Consider the following 23,965-nt stretch of genomic DNA (forward strand, 5'->3'; position numbering starts at 1 on the left):
GGCGCACCCGCGGTGGGCGGGGCTCAGATGAGGCCGTGCTCCTCGAGGAGCTGGCCGATCTCCCCGTGCTCGAGCCTGCCGCGCAGGTAGCCGCGCAGCGCGGCCGGGCCGGGCATCTCCACCTTCTTGCCGTCGCGCATGCGCGCCGAGGCCTCGAGCAGGTCGCGCACATCGTACGTGGAGCCCCAGGTCTCCGGCACGCCGCGCTCCACGTCGAGGAGTTCGTAGACGGCCTCCATGCCGGTGCGCACCGAGTACTCGGTCGTGAAGATCGTGTCGCGGCCGGTCTCCGCGAACTGCCCGAGGAACGCGAAGTTCGTCGCCCCCTCCGGCACGACCTGCGGCCGGTCACCCGCGCGGCGGGGCATGAAGAAGCTCGTCACGTAGGGCATCATGACCGGCACGCACCGGGCGCCGGTCGCCGCGAGCTCGGGGATCTCCTCGACGGGCACGCCCAGGTGGTAGAGCCACTCCTGGGTGATCTCCTCGCCGGTGCACTGCGCCAGGGGCTTCTTCACGTAGTCGCCGTCGACGTCGACGAACAGGCCGTAGACCCAGACGACGATTTGATCCTTCGGCTGCTTCTTGAAGTGCGGCTGGCGGTTGACCGTCCAGCTCAGCAGCCAGGAGGAGTCCTCGGCGGTGACGATGCCGCCAGTGACCACGCGGCCGCTGAACGGATCGCGCTGGGCGATGCGCTCGATATAGGCCGGGATGCGCTGATCGAGCGTGGTGACGGTGGCCGACTCCCACTTCGTCTCCTCGATCGAGGAGCAGAAGACCTCCGGACGCCCGAACGACGGGTCCTTCTTCGCGATGCGCTTCCACAGGTCCCAGGCCGGGGCCGGGGCCTCGTTGAGCACGGCGGCCGTGTGGTGGTCGCCGTCATCGGAGTTGTCCACCAGCGAGCCGATCGTCATCAGCGCGAGGTCGTGCTCACCGAGCTCGATGGTCTCCTCGGCGCCGTCGCGGCGGCAGTGGATCGCGGTGGCGCGGATCTCGCCGTTGCGGTGGGCGAAGTCCACATCGAGGACCTCGGTGCCGGAGCGGAAGACGACGCCGTGCTCGGTGAGGTAGTGCATGAGCGGCAGGACGAAGGACTCGTACTGGTTGTACTTCGTGAATTTCAGCGCCGTGAAGTCGGGCAGTCCGCCGATGTGGTGGACGAACCTGTGGAGATAGAGCTTGAACTCAAGCGCGGAGTGCCACTCCTCGAAGGCGAACATCGTCCGCCAGTACATCCAGAACGGCGAGTCGAGGAACTCACGGCCCATCACCTCGTCGATGCGCTTGCCCTCCATCTCCGCACGCTCGGCGAGGAAGATCCTGAGCAGATCCTTCTGGGCCCGCTTCGGCAGGTCGAAGCGGCCCTCGTGGCCCGCATCCTCGCCCCGGCGCACGGTGGCCCGACGCAGCGAGTAGTTGGGGTCATCCTTGTTGAGCCAGTAGAACTCGTCGAGCACGGAGGCACCCTCGAGCTCGAGGGAGGGGATGGAGCGCATCATGTCCCACAGGCACTCCATGTGGTTCTCCAGCTCCCGGCCGCCGCGGATGACGAAGCCCTTCTCCGGGACGTCGAGGCCGTCGAGCGCACCACCGGCGATGTCGTCCTTCTCGAGGATCGTAACGTTGGCACCGGGGACCCCGGCGTCGCGGATGAGGAAGACGGCCGCCGCGAGTCCGGCCAGCCCGCTGCCGACGATGTAGGCCTTCGTCTCCCGCGCGTGCTGTGCGGGGCGGGGACGCGCGAACGCCTCGTAGTTACCTGCCGTGTGCTGCATGATCCATCCTTCCTGAAGCGTGCCGGATGCCGATCACCCGGCGTCAATATTGAGTCTACTCAGAATTGAGTCGACTACAATGTCCGCATGGGAACTCGGGATGACACGGAGCTGGCGCCCTCGGCGATGCTGGGCAGGCGCGAGCGGGCGAAGGCGGAGAAGCGCGCCCGCATCCTCGCCGCGGCGCGCGCGCTGTTCGAGGAGCGCGGTTTTGAGCGGACCTCGATGAGCGAGGTCGCGCGCGCGGCAGATGTGGCCGAGGGCACTGTCTTCCGGTACGCGGCGACGAAGGTCGAACTGCTCATGATGGTCGTCGATGCGCTCTGGGGAGCCCACGAGCGCGCGACGACCACCACTTCGCTCTCTGCGTTCGCCGCGCCCGGCACCGCGACGGCGGGCGGGGAGACCGCGGAACGGATCGCGGAGCTGATCTCGCCGCTCGTCACCGCGATGCGGCGCTGGTCCGAGCTTGCGACGTGGGTCGCGCGCGAGATCCTCTTCGGTGCGGACATGCCGCATCGCCAGCGGGTCCTCGACCGCGTCGATCGCTTCGAAGAGCAGATCGCCGCGCGCCTGAAGGACGGCCGGGCCGACGCTTCCGGTGCGATCGGAGCTGCGCGGGACGTTGCGACAGGCACTGCCGTCGAGGAGCCCGGTGCGGCTGCGGCGGCCGGCGCCCGCCTCATCGTCGCCGGGGTGCTGGCCGAGCTCAACCGCTCCCGGCAGAGACGGATCGACGGCGAGGACGTCGATGTGGTGCTCCGCCGGCTCATCGACCTCGTGGTGGCGGGGGCGGGCGCCGCCCGGTGACCCGGAAGCCGTCCGGGCCGGTCGGGCAGCCGTTGGCACCGGCCGGCGCCGCCGCGATTGCCCACCGCGCGGCCGGCAGGCGCGTGCCCGCCCCCGGTCGTGTAGGCCCCCACGGTCAGGTCCTCGCCCAGCAGGGCGGGGGAGATGGCGCCATCGGAGAACTCCACTGCCGGAGATGTCGTTGTCCTCGTAGACCCCTGCTGGAGTCCATCCTCTAGCCTTGATGAGCGCCTCGGCGTCCTCCCTGTGGCGGTCCACACCCAGGCGACGGTTCTCGCGATCCTGAGAGATCCGCAGGTAGACGGCGGCCCGCCGAGGCTCAGCACTCATGGAGTCAATCTACGTCAAAGGTTATTCGGCTACCGAACGTGGTGGAGTTCCGGTTTAACGTATAGCGTTAATGACGGTGTCCGTTATACACTGGACTTGTGATCAGATCGTTCGGCAGCAAGGACACCGAGCGCATCTGGCATGAGCAGTACGTCAAGGGCGTTGACCGGACAATGCAGCGGGCGACCTTTCGGAAGCTCGAGCTGATCCATGCGGCGAAGGATGGCGAGGACCTCAGGGTCCCGCCAGGCAACCGCCCGGAGCGCCTGGTCGGCGACCGACGCGGGCAGCACAGCATCCGCGTGAACGCGCAATGGCGGCTCTGCTTCGTCTGGAGAGATGGAGGTGCGGACAATGTCGAACTCGTCGACTACGACTGAGAGTGACCTGATTGAGCCGATCCACCCGGGAGAGATCCTGATGGAGGATTTCATCGAGGGCTTCGGGATCACGCAGAACAAGCTGGCCGTGTCCATCGGTGTGCCGCCGCGCCGGATCAACGAGATCGTGCACGGCAAGCGGGGGATCACCGCTGATACGGCGATCCGTCTGGCGCGATACTTCGGGACGTCCGAGGAGTTGTGGATGAACCTGCAGTCCAATTACGAGTTGCGGCTCGAGCGGCGCGCTCTGCGGGACAAGCTTGCGGGGATCACGCCGTTGGAGGTTGCATGACTGTCCTCTTGGACGAGCTCCGCGATTCTGCACAACGTGACGGCGTGGAGAAGTTCGTGGTCGGCGCGGAGGTACATCAAGATGGGTCTGCGCTGGTCGTCACTCGTAGCGAACTGGACGACTTCCTGCCAGGGATCGACGAGGCAGTTCACGGTCTCGGTGCCCTCGGCGGGTCGAGCAATTCGACTCTCTGACGAGCACGTCGCCTGCAAGTGGGTCACGGCAGAGAACGTCGGTGGGACGTCGTGCACGCTTGAGACGAGGCGCGTACTTGATGCGTGGTTCGCTCGCTGATCTTCTTGGGTCTACGGACTTCTACCGGAATGTTGGTGAGTTCAAGCCTGACGACTGCGATGCCCATTGATGTCCCTACGTGTGGCGACGTGATGGAGTTCCGGTCCACTGCCCAATGTGCGCTCCGACGAGACCTCGCTGGCTGGGTCGCGGCGATGCGATAGCCTGTGGGCATCATCATGTAATCGACACAGCGCCGGGTGACGGTGCTTCTGCAGTAGGAGCTTCCTTTGGCATTGCACGAAATCGAATTCACCTCGGCCAATGGTCGCGACCTCATCCAGGCGTGGCTCTTCACTCCGACCACAGAGCCGAGGGCAGTGGTCCAGTTGATTCACGGTCTTGGCGAACACTCGCGACGCTACATGCACCTCATCGGCACCCTGCTCGACGCCGGCGTCGCCGTTGTCGCGGACGACCACTCCGGGCATGGCCGCACGGCTGCGCAATCCGGTATCTGGGTGGACGCTGGTGACGATGCCGCTCGGGTCGTCGTTGCTGATGAGCTGACACTTCAGCAGAGGGCACGCACTCTGCTGCCCGAGGTGCCGTATGTTGTCTTCGGCCACAGTTGGGGATCGATGATCGCCCGCGTAATGGCGGAGTCTGCAGAGTCCCGGCTGTCCGGTTTGGCACTCTGCGGAATCGCCGCCCAGATGCGCGGCATCGACCAGACCCTCGATCGTGACGAGTTGGCCGGACTCGCCTCGGGAGAGAACCGGGCAGACGCCGCGCCGTCCCAATTCGTTGAGCAGCTCTTCGACGGCTTCCTCGACCGGTTCGGCGCCGACGCAGGTCCGACAGCTTGGGTCGCACTCGATGCCGATGTCGTGGCCGATCATGGTCAAGACCCCTTCAACAATTTCGGTGCACCGATGAGCTCACGATTCCTGCAGGGCTTCGTTGACATCTACGATCAGGCCAACTCTGACAAGTGGTATGCCAACCTCCAGGCAGATCTGCCTGTGCTCATCCTGGCCGGCGATCAGGATCCGGTCGGCAACTTCGGTGAAGGCGCCTACCATGTGGCCAATCGACTTCGCGAGACCGGCCACGCCGATGTTCGCACCCTTGTGTTCCCGGGTGTTCGCCACGAGGTGCACAACGAACCGACGACTCGCGCCGAGGTGGAGCAGGAGATCGTGGAGTTCGTCGACCGAGTGACGGCTGACCGCTGACGGCTACTGACGGCTGCCGAGTACGCCGACTAGCCTGCTCGTCACGACTTCAGGCCCCGAGGTAGAAGTCCGCGGCGTTGTCCCAGAACACTGCGGCGATCTGTGCGGGTTCGAGCGCCTCGCGGATTGTGTCGAAATCGCTGTTCTCGAATGGACACTGAGCCCGAGTCGACGGCAGATCGGTGCCGACCATGAGTGCGCTCGGATCGACGTCGACGATGGCGCGCATCACCGCCGTCGGATCCAAGTTCACTCGACCGAATCCGGTCGCCTTGACCTTGACGCCGCGTTCGACGAGGCGCAGCAGGTTCGACAGCCCCTCGGCATGCATCCCGAGGTGGTCGATGCTGACAGCTGGAAGTGAGGCGATGGTTCGGGACAGCTCCTCGTCGATCGTGCGCGCATCGATGTAGAGCTCCGTGTGCCACCCGGCGAGATCGTAGACGCGGCGAGCCATCCGATCGAGATCGCTGAGAGCAGCTGAGCCGCCACGCGCGACGTTGAAGCGGACTGCTCGGACCCCTGCCTCGTGGAGGTCGAGGACCTCCTGGTCAGTAATGTCAGTCGGGATCTGCGTCACACCGACAAAGCTCGAGCCCAATGCTCGCAGCGCATCGACGAGGTACCCCTGATCGAAGGCCTGGAACGAGCCGGACACAACAGCCCCACCGCAGATGTGCAGGTCTGAGATCCGAGCCTGATAGTCGGCGACGGTGAAGGGGTCCGGCATGAAGCCGTTGTTCTCAATCAGCGGGTGTGCGGGATCGACGATGTGCAGATGGGCATCGAAAACCTGTTGAGGCTGAGGGTCGGACACAGTCGGTTTCCTTCGGCGAAGCGGACAGCGTGGGCACTCTCACTGTACGACCGGCAGGAAGGCTCAGCCCACCTCGGCGATTCGGGGGTACGGATACTCAGACTCGCGTCCCTGGAAGCTGAGGATGCTCGGATTCCTGATCTGACCGTCCTGGATCTCGATCGCCCGCGAGATGGTGGGGTCAGCCGACCATGAGTTAGGTCCCTCCAAGACTGTGCGGAGGAACGGCAGGAGCGCCTCGCTGACCTCCCATGTTGCCGAGTTCCACAGATACGATGGGCTGTGGTCGACCGCGTAGTAGGTGACTCCCTGCCCCACGGTGAAGATCGGATCGTCGAATGTCGTCGGCTTCGCCCATTCGAAGCCCATGCCCTCGTCACACGAGACGTCGATGATGAGACTTCCCGGCGCGAACTCCTTCAGGTCCTCCGTGCGCAGGTAGGTCATCGGCGCAGACACGTCCTGGAGAGTGCAGTTGAGGACGATGTCGTGCGAGGCGAGGAATGTCGGGAGCAGAACGTCGCCCTCATCGGTGACGACCGTGGACAGATGCGTCGGACCGTCGTCGGTGTTCAGTTGAGTGATGTGGGCACTGTGGATCGGCGAACCGACAGCGGCGACTCCGCGCTGGGTCAGGACCTGGATGTCGTAGATCCCCTGCGCCTTGAGTGCGGTCACCGCACCGCGGGCCGTAGCGCCGAATCCGATGACGACTGCGCTGAGCCGCGGACCATAATCCCCGGTCGAACCGGTGAGACTCAGCGCGTGCTGGACGGAGCAGTATCCGGCCAGCTCATTGTTCTTGTGGAACACGTGGAGACTGAAAACTCCTTGACGCGTCCAGTGGTTCATCGCTTCGAAGGCGATGAGCGTGAGCCGACTGTCGATCGCGGTCTGCGCCATCGTCACGTCTTGGACGCAGTGTGGCCATCCCCAGAGAACGCGTCCTGCGGGAATTGCGGCGATATCAGCGGCCTGCGGTTTCGGCAGCAGCAGCACATCGGCGGCTTCGATGACCTCAGCGCGGTCCGCGACACGTCCGACGAGCGATTCGACGAGGCCGGGTTCCAATTGGAAATCCGAGCCGTAGCCGCGTTCGACGATCATGCGAGCTCGCACATCTGGGTCGATGCGATCGAAATGGCGGGGGTGTATCGGCAGTCGCTTCTCGTTCTCCATCGAGGAGTTCGCCAGCAGACCGAGACTCAGCAGTTCGCTGGCGGGGCCGGCATCATTCGCTGAGGGGGTGGAGACAGCAGTGATCGGTTGAGCGGTGCCGGACATCCGGCCTCCCATCTTCGGGGAACCAGAGTCAGCTCCGCATTCGACTATACGCGCAACTGTCGAACGGGGCGGATCCGCTCAGCTGCGGGTGATGGCCCCTGCCGCATAGGCTGCCTGGCCGACGTGGACTGCAGCATCGTCGACGATGGAGATCAGCCGTGCACCGCGAGTGACCGGGGGAGTCCAGTTCTCATCGATGACCTCGCCGAGGTCGTCCTCCGATAGTCCTTCCACGTACGTCACCAGCGCGGTGAGGGTGGCACCGAGGTAGTCGGTGAGCAGCTGCTGGTCATCGACTGTGATCTGTCCAGCCTGGTCCGAGGTGTCTCCGTAGCCGACGGTGTCACCGAGTTCGCCGAGATCGAATCGATCGCGGAATTGTTCCCACTGCTGGTCGGTTCCTGTGAGATCGGCCAGCTGCACGTCGATCTCACGGCCGCTGTGCCACAGCAGCCAGGCGATGGAATTCGGATGGCCGGCCGGATGGGCGTTGAGCTGCTCAGCGCTCAGCGAGGGCAGAGCCTGGGCTGCGTCGAGGGGGCGGTGGGCGAGGTCTGCGAAGAGGTCAACGATATCCATGAGGCCCATTGTGCTCCTCGCAGCTGGACATGTCATTCGTGGTGGGGACGTCTGCGGTTGCGTTTGATCTCGGAGCGGCGGCGCTCTGCTCTGACTCGGCGTCGGCGGGAGTTCCGCGACGGCCGCGTCGCACGACGTTCCACCGGTGGGGCGAGCGCCTCCCGCAGGAGCTCGGCGAGTCGCTGGCGGGCCGCATTGCGATTGCGCAGCTGCGAGCGCTGCTCTTCGGAGCTGACGGTGAGCACCGTACCGGAGAGCTTGGGGGAGAGACGCTGCAGAACACGCTCACGCTGTTCGTCGGTCAGCACGGTCGTTGCTCCGATATCAAAGCTCAGCTGCACGCGTGTGTCCGAGGTGTTGACGTGCTGTCCTCCCGGACCAGATGAGCGGGAGAACTGTTCGCGCAGTTCGGCGCCGGGCACCGTGAGGCCATGGGGTATCCCGGGTCCGGCGGGCACATTCAGGTCATCCACGGATCAAGTCTGCCGCATGCTCATCAGGATTGCGGCATGCGGGTGGGCTCAGTCGGAGCGCGCTCAGTCGGTTTCGAGTTCCTCGCGCAGTCGCGGTTCAACACGGTGCTCGGGACGGATGCCTGCTTTGTCGGCGTAGAACTCGCGGATCCGGTCCATGTCGGCGGCGATGTCGCCGGTCAGTTCGATGGTCGGTCCGAGTCCGGTGGTCATCGTGGTCCGGTCGACGAAGCCGAGTGTCACAGGCATTCCGGTCTTCATCGCGATGCGGTAGAAGCCGGACTTCCAGTGGGAGTGCCCTTTGCGGGTCCCGTCGGGAGTGACGACCAACCCGAAGACCTCACCGGCATGGACACGATCGATGACCTCGGCGACCACGCGTTTGGGATCGGATCGGTCGACCGGAATTCCGCCGAGTCCGCGCATGATCGGCCCGCGCCAACCGGTGAACAGGCTCTTCTTGCCCAGCCAATGGACTTCGATGCCCAGGCGCCAGGCGATGGCTAGCATGACCGGGAAATCCCAGTTCGAGGTGTGCGGGGCGCCGATGAGGACGGTGGGCCGGTTCGGGGCCGGCTCGGTGACGAGTTTCCAAGGACCGAGAAACCAGAATGCGCGGGCGGCGAGACGTCGAAGCATGTTCACTACGGTAGAGCACCCACCTAGTTCTGCGCTCGGCGACGTGAGCGACCACCTCGGCGACGGTGGTGGGAGATCATCGCTGCTGGGAATAATCACGTGCCGATATTGGCTGTCCTGTGTGTACGAGCCACACATCCCACCGACGAAGGAGAAATTGATGTCAGATTCCGATCGCGTAGTCATCCTCGGAGGACACGGCAAGATCGCGCTCTTGGCGGCACCCAAACTCAAGGACGCCGGATTCTCGGTCGATTCGGTCATCCGCAATCCTGACCAGTCCGCGGACATCGAAGCTGCAGGCGCCAATCCCGTCGTCCTCGACATCGAGACGGCGGACACGAAGGCCCTCGCCGACGTATTCACCGGCGCCAAGGCAGTCGTGTTCTCCGCCGGAGCCGGAGGCGGAAGTCCCGAACGCACCAAAGCCGTCGATCTCGAGGCCGCTAAGCGCGCAGTCGATGCCAGCGCCGAAGCGGGAGTCGACCGCTTCGTCATGGTCTCCTACTCCAGTGCAGGTGTCGACCTCGAGCGGGTCGATCCGGACAACTCGTTCTACCCCTACGTCGAAGCGAAGCACGGAGCCGACGAGCACCTGCGCGCAAGCTCACTCGACTACACCATTCTCGGGCCTGGCGGACTGACCCTGGAGCCGTCTCAGGGTAGCGTGCTGCTGGCCGATGACTCCGGAGACGTCGACGGCACGACTCCGGACAGTGACACGCGGGTCACCTCACGCGAACTCGTCGCCGACGTGATGACCTACGTCATTGCCAACGACGCCGCGAAGCGGAAGACCGTGAACTTCTACGACGGCACCACGCCGATCGCTGACGCCGTGAAGTAGTCCTTCACGACGCACAGATGACGTGCAGATGGGGAGATCGAACTCAGTGTTCGGTCTCCCCATCGTCGTTCTTACGCCGTTTTCATCCGCGCTCTGTCCGATTCCACAGCTGGTGTGTCAGACCACTCGGCGAACCGATCGTCTCGATGGCGAATCGGTCTTCGATGCCGCTGATACCTTCCCACAGCGACACTCCGGTGCCCAGCGTGATCGGCACGATCGCCACGTGCATGAAGTCGATGAGGTCAGCGGCGAGGAACTGGCGAATGGTGGAAGGCCCACCGCCGATGCGCACGTCGAGGCCGTTCGCGGCGCTGATCGCCTGATCCAGAGCCTCATCAGGGGAGGCTTCGACGAAATGGAAGCTCGTGCCGTTGTCGAACTCCAGGGACTCTCGTGGGTGGTGGGTGAGCACGAAGCAGGGAGTTTTGAACGGCGGTTCCTCGCCCCACCAGCCGCGCCATCCGTCATCGGGCCAGGGACCTTCCTGAGGACCGAACTTCTTTCGACCCATGATCTCGGCGCCGATGCCCTGACCCCACATCGCGAACAGCGCACGATCAAGCGTGATCGGAGCATCGACAGCATGGATCCCTTCGATACCTTGACCGTCGAACCACCCGAAAAGCGCCTGGGCTCCGCCGATCGGCTCGTCGAACGTGACATAGTCGCCGGCAGAGTAGCCGTCGAGCGAGACGAATTGACTGTGCACGCGCGCTCGAACCATGACCACTCCGATGTGATTGTCGATGATGATTGAGCCAAGCGTAGAATGCAGTGATTGCCGATTGCAACCACTTAGGAGGACGAATTGCGAAAGGATCCGCGCTCTGGCTGCGCGATCAATGCAGCCGTCGAGGTCCTCGGCGATTCCTGGAGTCTCATCGTCCTCCGTGACATCGTGTTCGGCAATCGCCGGCATTTCCGGGAGATCTTGAGTCTCAACGATGAGGGAATCGCCTCGAATATGCTCTCCAGCCGACTGAAGAAGCTCGTCGACGAAGGTCTGCTGACCCGTGCGGCCACCGTCCGCGGCCAGAAGGCCGCCTATTCCCTCACCGAGGCGGGGATCCAGGTCGTGCCGGTCATGGTCGCACTCGGCGCCTGGGGAATGACCCACAGGCCCACCTCCCGGGAGCTGACGGTGAGATCCAGAATTCTCGCTGAGTCACCCGAGCTGGTTCGTGACCTCATGGACGAACTGCGGGAAGCCCACCTCGGCGTTCCGCTTCCTGAATCGCCTCGGCCACGGGCCTCGGAGCGTCTGCGCGCGGCCTATGAGGCCGAGTTCGGGCGAGCCTGACCTCGAACGGCTAGGCGCCTTCCTCGCTCTCCCAGGGCAAGTCAGCTCCCACCCGACTGACGGTGACGCCGGCCCGTCGTGAGGCGTTCTCGCCGAGGCGCCTCAGCGCGTCCTCGCCCATGTCCTCGATCTGTGTGGCCTGGGGCTGGTCCTGCAGATCATGGATGAGCGAGGCCATGAACGAATCTCCCGCGCCGATCGTGTCCCTGACCTTGACCCGTTGCGCCGGAATCCTCACCCTCGCCGAGGCGGTCATGACGATCGCACCGTCCGATCCTAGGGTCATGGCTACGAGCCGTACCCCGAGCCCGAGGATCCGCTCGAGCTGGTCGGCTGCGCTGAGATCGGGGTAGAGCCAGTCGGCATCGACATCGCTGAGTTTAACCACATCGACCCGCGCGGCAAGAGACTCGAACCGCGCCAGTGATTCTTCACGCTCTCCGATGATTGACGGGCGAATATTCGGGTCGAAGGTGCGCAGTGCCGATGACGTCCGAGCGTCTTCGAGCAGCGTATCGACGACCGTTGCGCCCGGGGAGAGGAACGCCGCGATCGAGCCGACGTGGACCGCCGACCATGCTCGTCTTTCGAGGAGAGAGCCATCCGGGGCCCAGCGCAGAGCGAATTCGTATTCTGCTGAACCGTCAGCCGACAGGACTGCCCGAGCCGTCGATGTCGATCCCGTCGGCCGTGCGTGCACCGCCACGCTCGATTCCCGCAGATGGGCCAGCAGGAATCCGCCGTGGAAGTCATCGCCGATGTCGGTGAGCAGTTCGACCTCGGCGCCGAGGCGCCCCAGACCCAGTGCGACATTGGCAGGAGCCCCGCCAGGAGCATAGCGGTCCGGTGCGTCGACAGTGCTGACGATGTCGATGAGCGCCTCACCGACGACAAGGATGGGCATAGTCGCAATTCTAAGCAGGTGACCTGCAAGAATAGTACGACTATCGTGCACACATGACGAATGAGACTGTTTCGTGTCAGTGCCGTATGGAATCGTCATGGTATGGACGAGAACACACTTGACACTGACGTCAGCACAATCGCCGCCGAGGCCTCTGACCGGGTACTGGGGCCGCGAGCAGGAGAATGTCTGGCCTGCTACGTCTTCCGGCAGCTTGATGAGTTCGGCTGCAACGGCACCCTCCGCTTCGCACGCACTTTTCGCACAATGACCGCGCCGAGAGCCACAGCACTGCTCGATCGTCTGAAGACCATGGGTGTCTGCTGCTGTGACGGCGAGATCCTCCGCAACGCCTTCACATTGTCGGACACGTTGTGGATCACCGGGTCGGACTTCGGGAAGATCATCGGCACCAGAATCGTTGCCGCCGAACCTGTCGACCTCCGTGCAGAGTTCGGGGTGAACGAGCCTCCTGCCGCGGTCTTCTACCTGTGCTGCCAGTTCGTTCGCCGTGGCTCGACGCAGCCATGCGGCAACTGGGCCCGGAGGCGTTGAGGGTGATGAAGCAGTGAGACTCCGGCAGAATAGAGTCCATGTCATCGACTTTGCCTGTGTTCCTCGACTGCGATCCCGGGATCGACGACGCAGTCGCCCTCGGCTATCTGTTCTGCCAGAACGATGTCGACATCGTCGGGATCGCAGCATCCGGTGGCAACGTGCCCACCGCTCAAGTCGTGGCTAATACTCAGGGCTGGCTGGAACTAGCGGGGCGTTCGGAGATTCCGGTGCATCGCGGCCACGACCTGCCGCTGGCCTGGCACGACGGCCGCCCTCCCTACGAGGACCAGGATGCTGAGTCTCCCGAATTCGCCGACCTCACCCACGGAGACTCCGGGGCGGGCTACGCCCGGTTGCCCGCACCGAGGACGGCACCGAACCCCGTGTCTGCGGCTCAGGCGTGGGTCGACGCGGCACGGGCGCACCCCGGTGAGCTCATCGGAATCCTGACCGGACCGGCGACGAATCTCGCACTCGCATTGGGCCTCGAGCCTGAACTGCCCAATCTTCTCAAGAGGCTCTTCATCATGGGCGGCGCCTTCAACTACCGCGGCAACACTCACCCGACCACGGAATGGAACGTCACCTTCGACCCTGACGCGACGGCTCGCGTCCTCGCCGAGTTCGGACGAGCGCACGAAGCAGGTACGAGTCGGCATCTGCCGGTCATCGCCCCCATCGAAGCCACCGAAGCGGTAGAGATGACCCCCGAACGACTCCGCGCGATCCTCACCCACCCGGCCGGTGCTGATTCCCTTTGGCACGAGTGGCTCAGACAACTGGCCGAGGCACTGCGGTTTTACTTCGAATTCCACGAATGGGACGGGCTGGGCTACATCGCTCACATCCACGACCCCTTCGTCCTCGCCTGTGCCCTCCAATGGGCGCGCGGGAGCCAGGCACAGTCACGCGAAAGCCCCGCCTCGGCGGAGATTCCCAATGGAACTCGTGGCGACCTGCCCTGGGCCACGACCGTCTGGGCGCCCGTCGACGTCGAACTCACGGGTACACTCACACGTGGCGAAACCGTCGCCGACTGGCTGGGGCGGTGGGGGACAGCAGTCAATGCAGAGATCATCCGCACGATCGATGCCCACGACTTCCTCGACCACCTCGGCGAAACCCTGAAGAAAGGACCCACACCACCACTATGAGCACTCGACAGTCTGGGCAGGGGCCGACCATCACCGTCGGTCCCGGACAAAACCAGAGCAATAAGAGCCGCACAGGCAACAAGCTTCCACTGACCCTGACCTTCCTGGGCACCCTCGTCATCGTCGGCACGTACATCGCCGTTCTGCTGACTCAACCGGCCAACCTCGGCACCGAACTCGGACACACCACCCTGTGGGTAATGGTCGGCTACCTCGTCGGCGGAGTCCTCCTGGCCGCCGGCACCCTGCCGCTCATCCCACGCAGCATCATCGCCCTCATCCCCGTCGCCATCGCCCTCAACATCGTCATCGGGCAGATCATCGGCAACTTCACGCCGGTCCCGCTCTACCTCGACTCGATCGGCACCGTGATGATCGGCGTCCTCGCCGGACCCGCCGCCGGCGCATTCACCGGCATCATCTCGAACCTCATCTGGGGCGTGACGTTGAGCCCCAGCGTCATCGCCTTCAGCTCCGGAGCCGGATTGATCGGCGCTGCCGCCGGCTGGGCTGCCCGCCTCGGCGCGTTCCGCACACCTTGGTTCGCCGTCATCACCGGAGCCATCGCCGGCATTCCCGCCGGGGCACTCGGCGCACCGGTGGCCGCCTATGTCTTCGGCGGCGGCTTGGGATCGGGCACCGGGGGAGTCGTGGCGATCCTGCAGGCTGCCGGTCTCGAGATGCTCAACGCGACCCTGGCGCAGAGCCTGTTCTCCGACATCATCGACAAGGCGCTCATCTTCGCCCTGGCCTATGCTGTCCTGCGCACCCTGCCCCGGCGGATCCTCGACCGCTATCCGTTCACCGATCACAGTCTCCCGCGGCGAGCGCGAGAGAAGACTCCGGTGCGGATCGGCTGAATGACCACCACTGTTCTCGACCGGGAACAGCAGTCCGGGAGGCGTTGGCACCCGGCTACGGAGCTCATCGTCCTCGTCTGCTCCTTGCTGCTCGTCTTCGGCATTCCGTCCCCGGTCGTGCCCATCGCCATCATCATCGGCACGTTCGCAGCAGTCCTGATCTCACCGTCTGTGAGACTGCAGACCTGGCTCATCGGCCTCGCCGTGCTGTGCCTGCCCACCCTGTTCGTCGTCACCGTGGTGCAGGGGCTGTTCTACCCCGGCACCGAGGTGAGCGTGCTGTGGAGTCTCGGCCCCGCGCACCTGAGCGTCGAAGGGCTGCTCATCGCCGGCCAGATCTGGCTGCGAGTCACCGCGCTGGTCGCCCTGTGCGCGTTCTTCGGCCTCGGGGCTGATTCTGCGCGCCTGTTCGACGGGCTGCGCTCCCTGCGGCTGCCGGCATCGGTGGCCTACATCTGTGCCTCGGCGATCGGACTCATCCCGCTCATCCGCACCCGAACCACTCAGATCATGGAAGCCCGGGCTGCCCGAGGCTGGGACGTCGACAGGTGGAGCGTGCGGGTGCGACTGCTCCCGCGGATCGTGACCGGCCTGTTCACCTCGGTGCTCGTCGAAGTCGAAGGCCGCCACGACGTGCTCGAACAGCGCGGCCTCGGTGCCTCGGGTCACCCCGTCCCACTTCAGGACCACCTCGACGGGCGAGGCCAGACCCTCCTGCGCCGAGGTGTCCCTGTGCTCACGATCGTCCTCGTCGTATGCTCCGTGGCTGGGGTCCTTCCCCTGCCCACCGCCGAAGCGCTGATCGGGGGTGCTTGAGATGATGAGCCTCACCCTCGACGACATCGGATTCGTCTATCGTGGAGCCGACTCTCCGGCTTTGGACGCCGTCACTCTCAGCGTGGAGCCTGCGCAGATGCACGCGGTCCTCGGCCCACTGGGATCGGGCACCTCGACGCTGTGCCGTTTGGTCGCGGGGCTTCTCACTGACCGCGGCACCGTCTCAGGGGTACTGCATCTGAACGGGTCGGCAGTCATGCTCGGCGATGACCCCGAGGCGCAGCTGAGCGGAATGACGAGTGTCGTCGGCGACGAGGTGCAGCTTCCCGGCCGACTCAACGGCAACGACTCCGCACCGGCGATCAGCAGAGCTCACACGGCACTTGATTCGCTGGGCATCGACCACCTGTGGAAGCGTCGGCTCGAGACCCTCTCCGGCGGGCAGCGGCAGTTGGTGGCACTAGCGGGACTGCTCACACTGCGCCCTATGGTCCTCGTCCTCGATCAGCCCTCACTCTCACTCGACCCGCACACCAGGAAACGGCTCGTCACCGCGCTGCGCACCTTCTGCGACCAGGGCGGATCAGTACTCATCACTGCCCATCAGCTCGATGACCTCACCGACGCGTGCGATCGGGTGAGCATCCTCGATGCCGGTCGACTGACGACGACGGACTCATCGGTGACGCCGGCGGAAGCGCGCCGACATGGAATCTGGGATTCGCGTCGTCACGACGCCGAACCTATGGCACAACCCCACGGACGACCAGATCCTGAGAGGCGCCCCACGAGCGCTGGTGCTTCGCAGCTCGCGCCATCCCCAGTGCTCAGTGCCCGCGGTCTCAGCGTCGTCCGCGGCCAGTCGACGGTGCTCGACTCGGTGGACCTCGACCTCGGTGCTGGGGAGCTCGTGACGATCATGGGACCCAACGGGGCCGGAAAATCCACGCTGCTGCGCCATCTGCTCGGGCTCATCGAACCTGACGCGCGCACAGCGGGAACGATCACGACCGAATCCGCTGGCGACGTCCTACGCCTCGAGGAACTGGTGACCCATCAACGCTCACGGCACCTCGGCTGGGTGGGACAGGACCCGGGCAGCCAGCTCTCGGCCGCCACAGTACGGGCAGAAGTCGAGACTTCCGCACCTCTGCCTCCGCATCGACGCAGGGACCGGCCCACGGTCCGTGCCCATCGACACGAAGCTGCCGCCTCGGCGATCATGGACATGGACCTCACCGAGGCCGGTGACACGCACCCGTACGATCTCGACATCGCCCGACGAAAAGATGTGGTGATGGCATCGGCACTCGTCACTAGCCCACGCATCCTCCTGCTCGACGAGCCGACCTTGGGGCGCGACCATGCGGCCATCACCCGACTGAACGCGTTCATTTCGCGATTCCTGCGCCGAGGCGGTTCCATCCTCGCAACGACTCACGACCGGGCGTGGGCGGCTGCGATGTCGAACCGCATCCTCCGTCTGGACGCCGGGACGCTGTACCCGGCACCGGAATCATGAGGACATGAGATAGCGAGAATGACAGGATCAGTGGCACTATTCGGTGCATCCCCGCGGTTGCTCGTGGACTCAGAAGTCGAATGAGGAGTCGGCGGTCGCGGCCCCTGGTCCGGCGATCTTCTGCAGGTGCACATGCCGGATGAGGCGGATGACCGGTCGGATGAGCATCTCGATGCTGCCGACGACGAACAGCCACGTACCGGTTGTCACCAGTTCGGTGGAGAAGAACATGAAGCTGCCGATGAGGAACCAGATGCCGATGAGGACGTCGTTGACGATGCTCAGCACCTGATACCGCTGTCAGATGATGAGTTCGTCATGGCCGATGCGAATCGTCAGGTCGTGATTGTCAGCGGCCATGTCGTCCTCCAGGTCTAGCCGGTCGGGTCATCTCTCTCCCGATGCTAGGCGGTTGCGGCGGTGAAGCACGATTCCTATGTCAGTGGCGAGGCATAGTGTGAGGGACATGAACAGGACTGAAAACGGGTTCGATGCACTCGCCGCCGGCCACGCGGACCATAGGGAGTCTCTGACGTCGGTGCCCTGGGACGAGGTTCTCGAGGCAGTTCGACGAGGTCCCCAGCTCTCGGCGGTCGACGCCGGAGCGCTGGCTCAGCAGCGTTTCGCCGATCGCGCACTGTCGCTCGCAAAGACATCTGCGGCAGGCAGCTCTCTCGGGACACTGCCGCCCGGTGCAGACAGCGCACCGACGTGGGCGGGGCAACGGTCTGTCATGGACATCGTGCGCGGCAGCGGCCTGGTGATCACCGGCCTCCCAGAGACACGCAGTCCCACGGTGATGCTGGGGCGGATCTTCTTCGAGCTCGGGCTGATATTCACCGGTCACAGGGGAGCACATCCTGAACTCGGCATTGCCTCGGCCAGTGCGGTCGATCATGATGGCGTCAGCGACCTCGCTGCTGGTCCCGATGCGAGGATCAGCAGTCGGGCCCGATTCGAAGCCGAGTGTGTCACCTGGCTCATTGCGGGTCGAATAGGTCTGCGAATTGCTGCGAACGGATCTCTCAAGGGATATCTCAAATATGGTGAACTGATGCCGTGCGTCTCGAAGGAGCGCGTGCTGTCGGCAGTCGACATGATCGAGGATCTCTTCGCAGGGACCCAGAAGCTGAGCGAAATGGTTCGAGAAGACTGTCCGAGCCTCTTCTCGGTCTCACCGCAGCTGTTCTGACAGTCGGCACAGCTGTTCTGGCAGGTATCCTTGAATCAACCATCTCAAAGGGGAGACGCAATGACTCGAGCTGTTCAGATCACTTTCGACTGCCGCGATCCGTTCGCACAGGCGCGTTTCTGGGCTGAGGTGCTCGGATATGTGATCCCGGGTCCGCCCGGACGGACGTTGGAATCCGGCGACGATCCGTTCGAAGCGTGGACGACGTTCCTCGAGAACCTCGGGGTGCCGCTGGCCCCTGAGGACTTCCGAGCGGCAATCGAAGATCCGCAGGGGCGCGGGCCCCGCGTGTTCTTCCAGATCGTGCCCGAGGACAAGATTGTCAAGAACAGAGTTCATCTCGATGTCCGAGCTGCCCCGGGCCTCCAGGGAGATGACCGCATGGCTGCACTGGAATCCGAATGCGAGCGTCTGAAGACATTGGGCGCTGACCGTCTGCAGCGGGTCGAACCGCACCCGCCGATGGAAGCCGGCTTCATCGTCATGGCTGATCCTGAGGGAAACGAATTCTGCCTCGACTGAGCAGACGATGAGCGGAATCGAGACGGTCCTCATTCCCCAATCTGCTGAGCACGTCTGGCTCCTGAGCACGTCTGGCCACGACCGCTTCGGCGTAGGCTGGGTTCATGCCATTGAACCCAGTCGCTTCGGTTCGGCCCGCAGGCCGCCTCGAAGTCATCGCCGGCCCTATGTTCTCGGGAAAGTCCGAAGAGCTCATGCGCCGAGTCCGGCGGGCCACGATCGCCGGCATCAAGGTCCTGGTCATCAGCCATTCCCTGGACACCAGATCTGAGTTGTCGACGATCACGTCGCACATCGGCGTCAACATCCCAGCCGTGCCGTTAAGCGACATCGATTCTCTCGCCGAGGCGGCCCACGGCGAGGACTATGATCTCGTCGCCATCGATGAGGCTCAGTTCTTCGGTCCTGATCTGGTCCCGGTCGTGGGCGACATCATCGCCCGGGGCGCCGACGTCATCGTAGAAGGGTTGTGCGTGACCTTCGACGGTGGACCGTTCGAACCGATGCCGACGTTCATGGCCATCGCCGAGGATGTCCTCAAGCTCACTGCTGTGTGCACGATCTGCGGCAGAGACGCCGTCTTCCATCAACGACTGCCGGCAAGGGAATCGAAGGAGTCGTCACAGCTGTCGGCTACGGCCATCGATGCCAGCCATATCGGCGGCCTCGAATCCTATGTGGCCCGCTGTCGGACGCACTTCTCGCCAGGGGCGATCAAATAGGCCTCTACTCTTCGATGCTCTCCCACACCTCACGCCAGATCCGCGCGAGGTCCGCCACCTGATAGTGAGCATTGAGACCGCTGGGCTGCGGGACGACATGCAGGTCGACATCATCGGGCCATCCGTCGATGAGCGTCGTGTCCTGTTTGCCGAAGATCGCCTTGGGCTGAGAATAGCCGACGCGAAACGAGGTGATTCCGGCAATGGCGACTACTCGAGGTCTGAGCTGAGCAACACGCGTCACGAGGTGTGCAGCACCGTCACGAAGTTCCTCTTTGGAAAGCTCATCGGCTCGCACCGTGGCCCGGCCGATGAGGTTCGTCAGGCCGATGCCGCGGCTCAGCAGCTGCTGTTCATCGGAGGCGGTCAGTCCACGCGAAGCATCGACCTGGTGATCGGTCAGCCCCGCCTGGTAAAGAGATGGCCAGAACCGATTGCCGGGCCGGGCGAAAGGAGCGTTGACCGCCGCCGTCCACAGTCCAGGATTGATCCCGACGATGAGCATCTTCAGTCCGGAGGAGTCGGTGGGCAGAATATCGTCGATGGCATTCGGATCCTCTGTGGCGAATGCGGAGAGGTCGTCCTTCGTCGGTTTGCGTCCGCCCAAGGGTGAGGGCCTGCGGGTGCTGATTAAACTTTCCTCGTTCACGTCCAACACACTACCGTCGAGGAATACGGTGTCGAATCGGGCGCCGTCGAGGTCGAAGCGCAGGGAGGCCTATGGTCAACAGGCATGAAGTCACCAGGCACGAACATGTGCAGTCGCGACCGGGGGAGTCATCGGCCTTCCACTTCGAGAGTCTGTGGCGAGTCAACGCGCCGATTGAGCGCGTCTGGTCCGTTCTCGCCGATGTTGACTCTTGGCCGACCTGGTGGCCGGGGCTTCCCGCAGCAGAATCCCTCGACGAGGTGCTGGCTCCGGGCAGCCGGGCTCAGCTGGAGGTGAGGAGCCCCATCGGCCTGAGACTGAACTTCGGGATCGCCCTTGCTGACATCCAGCCTCCGGGCTTCGTCTCCTTCACCGCTGATGGTGACCTCCGCGGAATCGGGGTGTGGACTCTGGAACAGACTGGACCGATCACGACGATCAGCTCGACCTGGTGTGTGACTTCGGCACGGACCCTGATCCGGATGATGCGTCCTGTCTCGGCCATGATGCATGCGTCCGTGATGAGAGCAGGCCACCGGGGATTGGCGAGTCGCCTGCGCAGCTAGGCGTTCTGACTGATCTGCTCGAGTGAGCTCCTCACCCACCCGTCCAGGCGTCGATGCCTCCAGCCAAGGACCGCAGACGCACATGTGCGGGCGCGTCCTCCTGCAGGATCGCTACGGCCTGAGCCGAGCGGGCTCCGGACTTGCAATGGACGATGACGTCGACAGGGTCCGGACCCGCGCCAGTCGCCGAATCCGACTGTTCGACCACGAACGCTTCGCCGACAGCGTCCCACCCGTGGGCGCGCACCACGTTGAGCGGCAGGTGCACCGACCCAGGGATGGACGACAGCTCCCGCTCCCAGCCCTCACGCACATCGATGAGCAGATCGGGCGCTCCCGCAGCACGGAAGTCGGCAACGTCGATCTCACGTTCCCCAGAACCGTCTGCTCCTGCCGACACCCCAGCACTGGGCGCTAGGGCAGCGCAGGCCAGCGCCACCTCGGCGAAGTCAGTGACCGGGGGCCGGTCAGGATCAGGGGAGAATCGCAGCGTGGTGTAGTCCGCTGCCAGAGCGTCGTAGCGCAGCAGGCAGCCGATGAGTGGTGTGCCGATACCGGCGATGAGCTTGATCGCCTCGGTGGCCATGGCCGACCCCACGCTTCCGCACAGGACGCCGAGGACACCACCGGCCGCACAGTTGGGCACCGAATCCGCCTCGGGAATATCGGGGAACAGGTCCCGCAGCATGGGTCCATGCCCAGGAACGAAGGTGCTCACCTGGCCGGCGAACCGGAAGATCGTGCCCCAGACCAACGGTGTGCCGGTGAGCTCGGCCGCATCGTTCGACAGGTACCGGGTCGCGAAGTTGTCGGCCCCGTCGATGACGACGTCGTGAGAGGCGAAGAGTTCGAGCGCATTGTCCGGGCTCAGCCGTTCACCGATGGTGTCGACCACCAGTTCAGGGTCGAGGCGCAGCAGTGCCTCACGTGCTGAATCGACCTTGGCCCGGCCGATGTCAGCATCCCGGTGCAATATCTGACGCTGCAGGTTCGACGCCTCGACCACGTCGTCGTCGATGACGGTGATCCTGCCCAATCCGGCGGCGGCCAGATACTGCAGGACGGGTGAACCGAGGCCTCCCGCCCCGATGACCAGCACCGAGGCGGCTCGCAGTCTGCGCTGTCCCTCGACTCCGATGCCCGGCAGGCTGAGGTGGCGGGCATATCGATCGATATCGCGCGGGCTCAGCTCTTCGCCGGGATCGACAAGCGGACCCGGGTTGGCTTCCGTGCTCATGCTGGGGCCACCATCCCCTCGAACGGTGAGGACGCCAGTGCCAGTGGACGCTTCGGGATGCGCCCGGCGTGGGCCGCCAGATGCCCGGCTTCAACGGCGAGCGCCATGGCCCGTGCCATAGCGGGGGCGTCATGGGCACGGGTGACGGCAGAGGCCAGCAGAACTGCGGTGCAGCCGAGCTCCATCGCCAAAGCCGCATCCGAGGCCGTACCGACACCGGCGTCGAGGATGATCGGCACCTGGGCGCGGGAGACGATCGTCTCGATGTTGTGAGGATTGAGGATGCCCAGGCCGCTGCCGATCGGCGCACCGGCCGGCATGACGGCCGCGACACCGGCATCTTCGAGCCGCTTGGCCAGGGCCGGATCGTCATTCGTATAGGCGAAGACAGTGAACCCGTCGAGGACGAGTTCCTCGGCGGCGCGGAAGAGCTCGATCGGGTCGGGCAGCAGGGTGTCCTCATCGGCGATGACTTCGAGCTTCACCCAGTTCGTCTCGAGTGCCTCCCTGGCCAACTGTGCGGTGAGCACGGCATCACGAGCCGTATAGCAGCCAGCAGTGTTGGGCAGGATGCGAATGCCCAGACGCTCCAGCAGTGCGAAGACCGAATCCTGGGCGGCTCCGTCGAAGCGGCGCATGGCCACGGTCGTCAGTTCTGTGCCCGAGGCGACCAGTGACTGGTCGAGGATGCTCAGGGAGCTCGCGCCCCCGGTGCCCATGACGAGACGGGAGTCCATGGTCACTGTGTCGATGCTCCAACTCATCTCAACCTCCCTGGACAGCGGTGACGACATCAACGGTGTGGCCGTCGGCCAGAGTGGACTGCGACCACTGTCCGCGGCGGACGACCTCACCGTCGATGGCCACGGCGATGCCGAGGCGTGTGCCGTCGACGGGAGTGCCGTCGGCGCCGAGTTCCCTGCCCGTGAGTTCGGAGACCAGGGCGAGTGCGCTCATCGGTTCGCTGAGCTCGCGGCGCTCGCCGTTAAGTGTGATGGTGATGGGCTGAGTCATGGGTGGCTCCCTGCAGGTTGATGGTGTGAGGCTGGTTGAGGGTGAGAGTCGGTATGAGGGGCGAACCGTGCCGGCGACACGACGTCGAGCGTCCCCGGAGGTGCCCACGAGGTGTCGGCACCGGTTACAAGGTCAGCGGTCAGGCGTCCACCGAACGGGGCGAGGAGGATCCCATGCCGGAAGAAGCCGGTGGAGACCACACACCCGTCATCGACGCGGCCGATGATCGGCACATCATCGGGTGAGCCGGGGCGGGCACGCGTCGTGATGTCCGTGATCTCGCACTCGAGGATCGAGGGCACGAGCCGTTCTGCATCGCGCAGCAGCTGGTGGACACCACCTGCACTGGTCCCGGAGCGTCCATCCTCTCTGGAGGTGGCTCCGAGGACGAGCTCGCCGTCGGGCCGGGCGACGACATAGACCGGGCGGCCGGCGACAAGCCCCCTGACGGTTCGTGTCAGCAGGGGTGCCAGGTGCGCGGGGGCACGGAGACGGATGACCTCACCCCACACTTCCCGCAGCGGCAGGTCGGGCACTCCGCCGATGGCATTGCATGCAGCACCCGCCGCGACGACGACATGCTCTGCGCGCACCGATGAACCGTCTTCCAACGCAACGCCCACCGTCCGCCCGTCCTCTCGGACCAGGGCGCTCGCCGCCGACCGGACATGAACGTCACCCAGTACGGAAACCAACGCCGAGGTGAGCCGACGAGGATCGATGCTATGGTCGCCGGGGATGCGGACGGCCCCGCAGACCCCGGGCGCCAGCGACGGTTCGAGATCACGGGCGGCGGAACCGGTCATGAGCGACACTTCGAACCCGTTCGCGGACTGCAGCTCGATGAGTTCGCGCAGGGTTGCGAGGTCGGCCCGGTCACCGGCGCAGACAAGGGTCTCCGCTGTCGAATACCCGAGATCACGACCCGAAGCGCTCGCCACCTCGGCGGCGAAGTCCGGGTAGAGCTCGGAGGAGGCGCGCATCAGCGGATACAGGGGAGACTGACCCCAGACCACCTCGGCGGCGGGCGCCAGCATTCCAGCGGCCGCATGGGACGCACCCGCGGCGGGAGCAGGATCGATGAGGGTGACGTCGGCTCCGCGAGCGCGCAGATTCCAGGCAGTGGACAGGCCGATGATTCCGGCTCCGATGACGACGACGTGCATAGGCTTCTTCCTCCGGCGGCATGATCCGCATCAGGTCTGGCGGTCGGCACAAAGCCCTCTCAGCCTCTTTATGAGGCTCCCGCGAACTCCTCTACTCTAGGAGCATGGTCAC

At 64.7% G+C, this 23,965-nt stretch carries 29 protein-coding genes, 1 pseudogene and 1 riboswitch; of the genes and pseudogenes, 16 read left to right on the forward strand and 14 right to left on the reverse strand.

Features of this window, described 5'->3' with window-relative positions:
• Positions 1 to 23: 23 nt before the first annotated feature.
• The gene (locus MPN20_RS13840; RefSeq protein ID WP_086999542.1) at positions 24 to 1,781 is read right to left on the reverse strand and encodes an oleate hydratase; all 1,758 of its coding nucleotides are present in this window, start codon (positions 1,779 to 1,781) and stop codon (positions 24 to 26) included.
• 87 nt (positions 1,782 to 1,868) lie between these two features.
• Here MPN20_RS13840 and MPN20_RS13845 point away from each other — a divergent pair, with 87 nt between their 5' ends.
• The 5 genes from MPN20_RS13845 (at position 1,869) to MPN20_RS13865 (ending at position 5,068) form a co-directional block, all read left to right on the forward strand.
• Positions 1,869 to 2,591: a helix-turn-helix domain-containing protein gene (locus MPN20_RS13845; protein WP_242783061.1), complete on the forward strand. Its 723-nt coding sequence runs from the start codon at positions 1,869 to 1,871 to the stop codon at positions 2,589 to 2,591.
• 428 nt (positions 2,592 to 3,019) lie between these two features.
• Positions 3,020 to 3,301: a type II toxin-antitoxin system RelE/ParE family toxin gene (locus tag MPN20_RS13850; RefSeq protein WP_242783063.1), complete on the forward strand. Its 282-nt coding sequence runs from the start codon at positions 3,020 to 3,022 to the stop codon at positions 3,299 to 3,301.
• A complete protein-coding gene (locus MPN20_RS13855; protein WP_242783065.1) occupies positions 3,276 to 3,596 on the forward strand; it encodes a HigA family addiction module antitoxin in 321 nt (106 codons plus the stop codon). Before MPN20_RS13850 ends, MPN20_RS13855 begins: the two co-directional genes overlap by 26 nt.
• Positions 3,593 to 3,790, forward strand: coding sequence for a hypothetical protein (locus MPN20_RS13860; protein WP_242783067.1), 198 nt, complete (start codon positions 3,593 to 3,595; stop codon positions 3,788 to 3,790). The genes MPN20_RS13855 and MPN20_RS13860 overlap by 4 nt, the downstream gene beginning before the upstream one ends.
• Before the next feature lie 330 nt (positions 3,791 to 4,120).
• Positions 4,121 to 5,068, forward strand: coding sequence for an alpha/beta fold hydrolase (locus tag MPN20_RS13865; RefSeq protein ID WP_242783069.1), 948 nt, complete (start codon positions 4,121 to 4,123; stop codon positions 5,066 to 5,068).
• A 49-nt stretch (positions 5,069 to 5,117) separates the two neighbouring features.
• Here MPN20_RS13865 and MPN20_RS13870 read toward each other — a convergent pair whose 3' ends face one another.
• The 5 genes from MPN20_RS13870 to MPN20_RS13890 form a co-directional block, all read right to left on the reverse strand.
• Positions 5,118 to 5,885, reverse strand: a complete 768-nt coding sequence (locus MPN20_RS13870; protein ID WP_242783070.1) for an amidohydrolase family protein — start codon at positions 5,883 to 5,885, stop codon at positions 5,118 to 5,120.
• 63 nt (positions 5,886 to 5,948) lie between these two features.
• Positions 5,949 to 7,169 (reverse strand): N(5)-(carboxyethyl)ornithine synthase, encoded by a 1,221-nt coding sequence (locus tag MPN20_RS13875; RefSeq protein WP_242783071.1) that lies wholly within the window; start codon positions 7,167 to 7,169, stop codon positions 5,949 to 5,951.
• A 78-nt stretch (positions 7,170 to 7,247) separates the two neighbouring features.
• On the reverse strand, positions 7,248 to 7,748 hold the full coding sequence (locus MPN20_RS13880) for a DinB family protein (RefSeq protein ID WP_242783072.1): 501 nt from the start codon (positions 7,746 to 7,748) through the stop codon (positions 7,248 to 7,250).
• Positions 7,749 to 7,780: 32 nt separating this feature from the next.
• Entirely contained in the window at positions 7,781 to 8,221 is a 441-nt protein-coding gene (gene arfB / locus MPN20_RS13885; protein ID WP_242783073.1) for an alternative ribosome rescue aminoacyl-tRNA hydrolase ArfB, read from the reverse strand.
• A gap of 63 nt (positions 8,222 to 8,284) precedes the next feature.
• Entirely contained in the window at positions 8,285 to 8,860 is a 576-nt protein-coding gene (locus tag MPN20_RS13890; RefSeq protein WP_242783074.1) for a 1-acyl-sn-glycerol-3-phosphate acyltransferase, read from the reverse strand.
• Positions 8,861 to 9,020: 160 nt separating this feature from the next.
• Here MPN20_RS13890 and MPN20_RS13895 point away from each other — a divergent pair, with 160 nt between their 5' ends.
• Positions 9,021 to 9,707 carry an SDR family oxidoreductase gene (locus MPN20_RS13895; protein ID WP_242783075.1) on the forward strand — a complete coding sequence of 229 codons (687 nt, stop codon included), beginning with the start codon at positions 9,021 to 9,023 and terminating at the stop codon, positions 9,705 to 9,707.
• 82 nt (positions 9,708 to 9,789) lie between these two features.
• Here the strand turns inward: MPN20_RS13895 and MPN20_RS13900 are convergent, their stop codons facing one another.
• Positions 9,790 to 10,434, reverse strand: a complete 645-nt coding sequence (locus tag MPN20_RS13900) for a dihydrofolate reductase family protein (RefSeq protein WP_242783077.1) — start codon at positions 10,432 to 10,434, stop codon at positions 9,790 to 9,792.
• Positions 10,435 to 10,518: 84 nt separating this feature from the next.
• Here MPN20_RS13900 and MPN20_RS13905 point away from each other — a divergent pair, with 84 nt between their 5' ends.
• Positions 10,519 to 11,010, forward strand: a complete 492-nt coding sequence (locus MPN20_RS13905; protein ID WP_242783079.1) for a helix-turn-helix domain-containing protein — start codon at positions 10,519 to 10,521, stop codon at positions 11,008 to 11,010.
• A gap of 10 nt (positions 11,011 to 11,020) precedes the next feature.
• Here the strand turns inward: MPN20_RS13905 and MPN20_RS13910 are convergent, their stop codons facing one another.
• Positions 11,021 to 11,914, reverse strand: coding sequence for a carbohydrate kinase (locus tag MPN20_RS13910; protein WP_242783080.1), 894 nt, complete (start codon positions 11,912 to 11,914; stop codon positions 11,021 to 11,023).
• A gap of 102 nt (positions 11,915 to 12,016) precedes the next feature.
• Here MPN20_RS13910 and MPN20_RS13915 point away from each other — a divergent pair, with 102 nt between their 5' ends.
• From MPN20_RS13915 to MPN20_RS13935, 5 genes are read left to right on the forward strand one after another with little or no spacing between them, the layout of a single operon-like run.
• Entirely contained in the window at positions 12,017 to 12,469 is a 453-nt protein-coding gene (locus MPN20_RS13915; protein ID WP_242783081.1) for a DUF2695 domain-containing protein, read from the forward strand.
• A gap of 38 nt (positions 12,470 to 12,507) precedes the next feature.
• Positions 12,508 to 13,626 (forward strand): nucleoside hydrolase, encoded by a 1,119-nt coding sequence (locus MPN20_RS13920; RefSeq protein WP_242783082.1) that lies wholly within the window; start codon positions 12,508 to 12,510, stop codon positions 13,624 to 13,626.
• Positions 13,623 to 14,486, forward strand: a complete 864-nt coding sequence (locus MPN20_RS13925; protein ID WP_242783083.1) for a histidine kinase — start codon at positions 13,623 to 13,625, stop codon at positions 14,484 to 14,486. The genes MPN20_RS13920 and MPN20_RS13925 overlap by 4 nt, the downstream gene beginning before the upstream one ends.
• Positions 14,487 to 15,302 carry an energy-coupling factor transporter transmembrane component T gene (locus tag MPN20_RS13930; RefSeq protein ID WP_242783084.1) on the forward strand — a complete coding sequence of 272 codons (816 nt, stop codon included), beginning with the start codon at positions 14,487 to 14,489 and terminating at the stop codon, positions 15,300 to 15,302. It abuts the gene before it with no gap.
• Position 15,303: 1 nt separating this feature from the next.
• Complete coding sequence (locus tag MPN20_RS13935) at positions 15,304 to 16,785, forward strand: ATP-binding cassette domain-containing protein (RefSeq protein ID WP_242783085.1); 1,482 nt, start codon at positions 15,304 to 15,306, stop codon at positions 16,783 to 16,785.
• Positions 16,786 to 16,854: 69 nt separating this feature from the next.
• Here the strand turns inward: MPN20_RS13935 and MPN20_RS13940 are convergent, their stop codons facing one another.
• Positions 16,855 to 17,073, reverse strand: coding sequence for a YrhK family protein (locus tag MPN20_RS13940; RefSeq protein ID WP_347566833.1), 219 nt, complete (start codon positions 17,071 to 17,073; stop codon positions 16,855 to 16,857).
• A 178-nt stretch (positions 17,074 to 17,251) separates the two neighbouring features.
• Here MPN20_RS13940 and MPN20_RS13945 point away from each other — a divergent pair, with 178 nt between their 5' ends.
• From MPN20_RS13945 to MPN20_RS13955, 3 genes are all read left to right on the forward strand, one after another.
• A complete protein-coding gene (locus MPN20_RS13945; RefSeq protein ID WP_242783086.1) occupies positions 17,252 to 17,977 on the forward strand; it encodes a hypothetical protein in 726 nt (241 codons plus the stop codon).
• A 60-nt stretch (positions 17,978 to 18,037) separates the two neighbouring features.
• Positions 18,038 to 18,499 (forward strand): VOC family protein, encoded by a 462-nt coding sequence (locus MPN20_RS13950; RefSeq protein ID WP_242783088.1) that lies wholly within the window; start codon positions 18,038 to 18,040, stop codon positions 18,497 to 18,499.
• Positions 18,500 to 18,603: 104 nt separating this feature from the next.
• On the forward strand, positions 18,604 to 19,221 hold the full coding sequence (locus MPN20_RS13955) for a thymidine kinase (RefSeq protein WP_242783089.1): 618 nt from the start codon (positions 18,604 to 18,606) through the stop codon (positions 19,219 to 19,221).
• Positions 19,222 to 19,225: 4 nt separating this feature from the next.
• Here MPN20_RS13955 and MPN20_RS13960 read toward each other — a convergent pair whose 3' ends face one another.
• Positions 19,226 to 19,870: a mismatch-specific DNA-glycosylase gene (locus tag MPN20_RS13960; RefSeq protein WP_242783090.1), complete on the reverse strand. Its 645-nt coding sequence runs from the start codon at positions 19,868 to 19,870 to the stop codon at positions 19,226 to 19,228.
• A gap of 71 nt (positions 19,871 to 19,941) precedes the next feature.
• On the opposite strand from MPN20_RS13960, the gene MPN20_RS13965 reads away from it, so the two are divergent.
• Entirely contained in the window at positions 19,942 to 20,436 is a 495-nt protein-coding gene (locus tag MPN20_RS13965) for an SRPBCC family protein (RefSeq protein WP_242783091.1), read from the forward strand.
• Positions 20,437 to 20,467: 31 nt separating this feature from the next.
• Here MPN20_RS13965 and MPN20_RS13970 read toward each other — a convergent pair whose 3' ends face one another.
• The 4 genes and pseudogenes from MPN20_RS13970 to thiO form a co-directional block, all read right to left on the reverse strand.
• A complete protein-coding gene (locus MPN20_RS13970; protein WP_242783092.1) occupies positions 20,468 to 21,673 on the reverse strand; it encodes a ThiF family adenylyltransferase in 1,206 nt (401 codons plus the stop codon).
• Positions 21,670 to 22,437, reverse strand: a complete 768-nt coding sequence (locus tag MPN20_RS13975) for a thiazole synthase (RefSeq protein ID WP_242783093.1) — start codon at positions 22,435 to 22,437, stop codon at positions 21,670 to 21,672. Before MPN20_RS13975 ends, MPN20_RS13970 begins: the two co-directional genes overlap by 4 nt.
• Position 22,438: 1 nt before the next feature.
• Positions 22,439 to 22,687, reverse strand: coding sequence for a sulfur carrier protein ThiS (gene thiS, locus MPN20_RS13980; RefSeq protein WP_242783094.1), 249 nt, complete (start codon positions 22,685 to 22,687; stop codon positions 22,439 to 22,441).
• A pseudogene (gene thiO, locus MPN20_RS13985) lies at positions 22,684 to 23,865 on the reverse strand (glycine oxidase ThiO); the annotation flags it as partial. The pseudogene thiO and the gene thiS, both read right to left, overlap by 4 nt.
• Positions 23,844 to 23,946: riboswitch (TPP riboswitch) on the reverse strand. (Overlaps the previous pseudogene by 22 nt.)
• Positions 23,947 to 23,965: the final 19 nt, after the last annotated feature.

The organism is Brevibacterium sp. ZH18, from assembly GCF_022748595.1.
GTDB lineage: Bacteria > Actinomycetota > Actinomycetes > Actinomycetales > Brevibacteriaceae > Brevibacterium.

Excerpts from the sequence above, each read along its gene's own strand:
- MPN20_RS13840 (WP_086999542.1), bottom strand. The coding sequence starts at position 1,781 with ATGCAGCACACGGCAGGTAACTACGAGGCGTTCGCGCGTCCCCGCCCC.
- MPN20_RS13845 (WP_242783061.1), top strand. The coding sequence starts at position 1,869 with ATGGGAACTCGGGATGACACGGAGCTGGCGCCCTCGGCGATGCTGGGC.
- MPN20_RS13855 (WP_242783065.1), top strand. The coding sequence starts at position 3,276 with ATGTCGAACTCGTCGACTACGACTGAGAGTGACCTGATTGAGCCGATC.
- MPN20_RS13860 (WP_242783067.1), top strand. The coding sequence starts at position 3,593 with ATGACTGTCCTCTTGGACGAGCTCCGCGATTCTGCACAACGTGACGGC.
- MPN20_RS13875 (WP_242783071.1), bottom strand. The coding sequence starts at position 7,169 with ATGTCCGGCACCGCTCAACCGATCACTGCTGTCTCCACCCCCTCAGCG.
- MPN20_RS13880 (WP_242783072.1), bottom strand. The coding sequence starts at position 7,748 with ATGGATATCGTTGACCTCTTCGCAGACCTCGCCCACCGCCCCCTCGAC.
- MPN20_RS13890 (WP_242783074.1), bottom strand. The coding sequence starts at position 8,860 with ATGCTTCGACGTCTCGCCGCCCGCGCATTCTGGTTTCTCGGTCCTTGG.
- MPN20_RS13895 (WP_242783075.1), top strand. The coding sequence starts at position 9,021 with ATGTCAGATTCCGATCGCGTAGTCATCCTCGGAGGACACGGCAAGATC.
- MPN20_RS13900 (WP_242783077.1), bottom strand. The coding sequence starts at position 10,434 with ATGGTTCGAGCGCGCGTGCACAGTCAATTCGTCTCGCTCGACGGCTAC.
- MPN20_RS13910 (WP_242783080.1), bottom strand. The coding sequence starts at position 11,914 with ATGCCCATCCTTGTCGTCGGTGAGGCGCTCATCGACATCGTCAGCACT.
- MPN20_RS13915 (WP_242783081.1), top strand. The coding sequence starts at position 12,017 with ATGGACGAGAACACACTTGACACTGACGTCAGCACAATCGCCGCCGAG.
- MPN20_RS13920 (WP_242783082.1), top strand. The coding sequence starts at position 12,508 with ATGTCATCGACTTTGCCTGTGTTCCTCGACTGCGATCCCGGGATCGAC.
- MPN20_RS13925 (WP_242783083.1), top strand. The coding sequence starts at position 13,623 with ATGAGCACTCGACAGTCTGGGCAGGGGCCGACCATCACCGTCGGTCCC.
- MPN20_RS13930 (WP_242783084.1), top strand. The coding sequence starts at position 14,487 with ATGACCACCACTGTTCTCGACCGGGAACAGCAGTCCGGGAGGCGTTGG.
- MPN20_RS13935 (WP_242783085.1), top strand. The coding sequence starts at position 15,304 with ATGATGAGCCTCACCCTCGACGACATCGGATTCGTCTATCGTGGAGCC.
- MPN20_RS13945 (WP_242783086.1), top strand. The coding sequence starts at position 17,252 with ATGAACAGGACTGAAAACGGGTTCGATGCACTCGCCGCCGGCCACGCG.
- MPN20_RS13950 (WP_242783088.1), top strand. The coding sequence starts at position 18,038 with ATGACTCGAGCTGTTCAGATCACTTTCGACTGCCGCGATCCGTTCGCA.
- MPN20_RS13955 (WP_242783089.1), top strand. The coding sequence starts at position 18,604 with ATGCCATTGAACCCAGTCGCTTCGGTTCGGCCCGCAGGCCGCCTCGAA.
- MPN20_RS13965 (WP_242783091.1), top strand. The coding sequence starts at position 19,942 with ATGGTCAACAGGCATGAAGTCACCAGGCACGAACATGTGCAGTCGCGA.
- MPN20_RS13970 (WP_242783092.1), bottom strand. The coding sequence starts at position 21,673 with ATGAGCACGGAAGCCAACCCGGGTCCGCTTGTCGATCCCGGCGAAGAG.
- MPN20_RS13975 (WP_242783093.1), bottom strand. The coding sequence starts at position 22,437 with ATGAGTTGGAGCATCGACACAGTGACCATGGACTCCCGTCTCGTCATG.
- thiS (WP_242783094.1), bottom strand. The coding sequence starts at position 22,687 with ATGACTCAGCCCATCACCATCACACTTAACGGCGAGCGCCGCGAGCTC.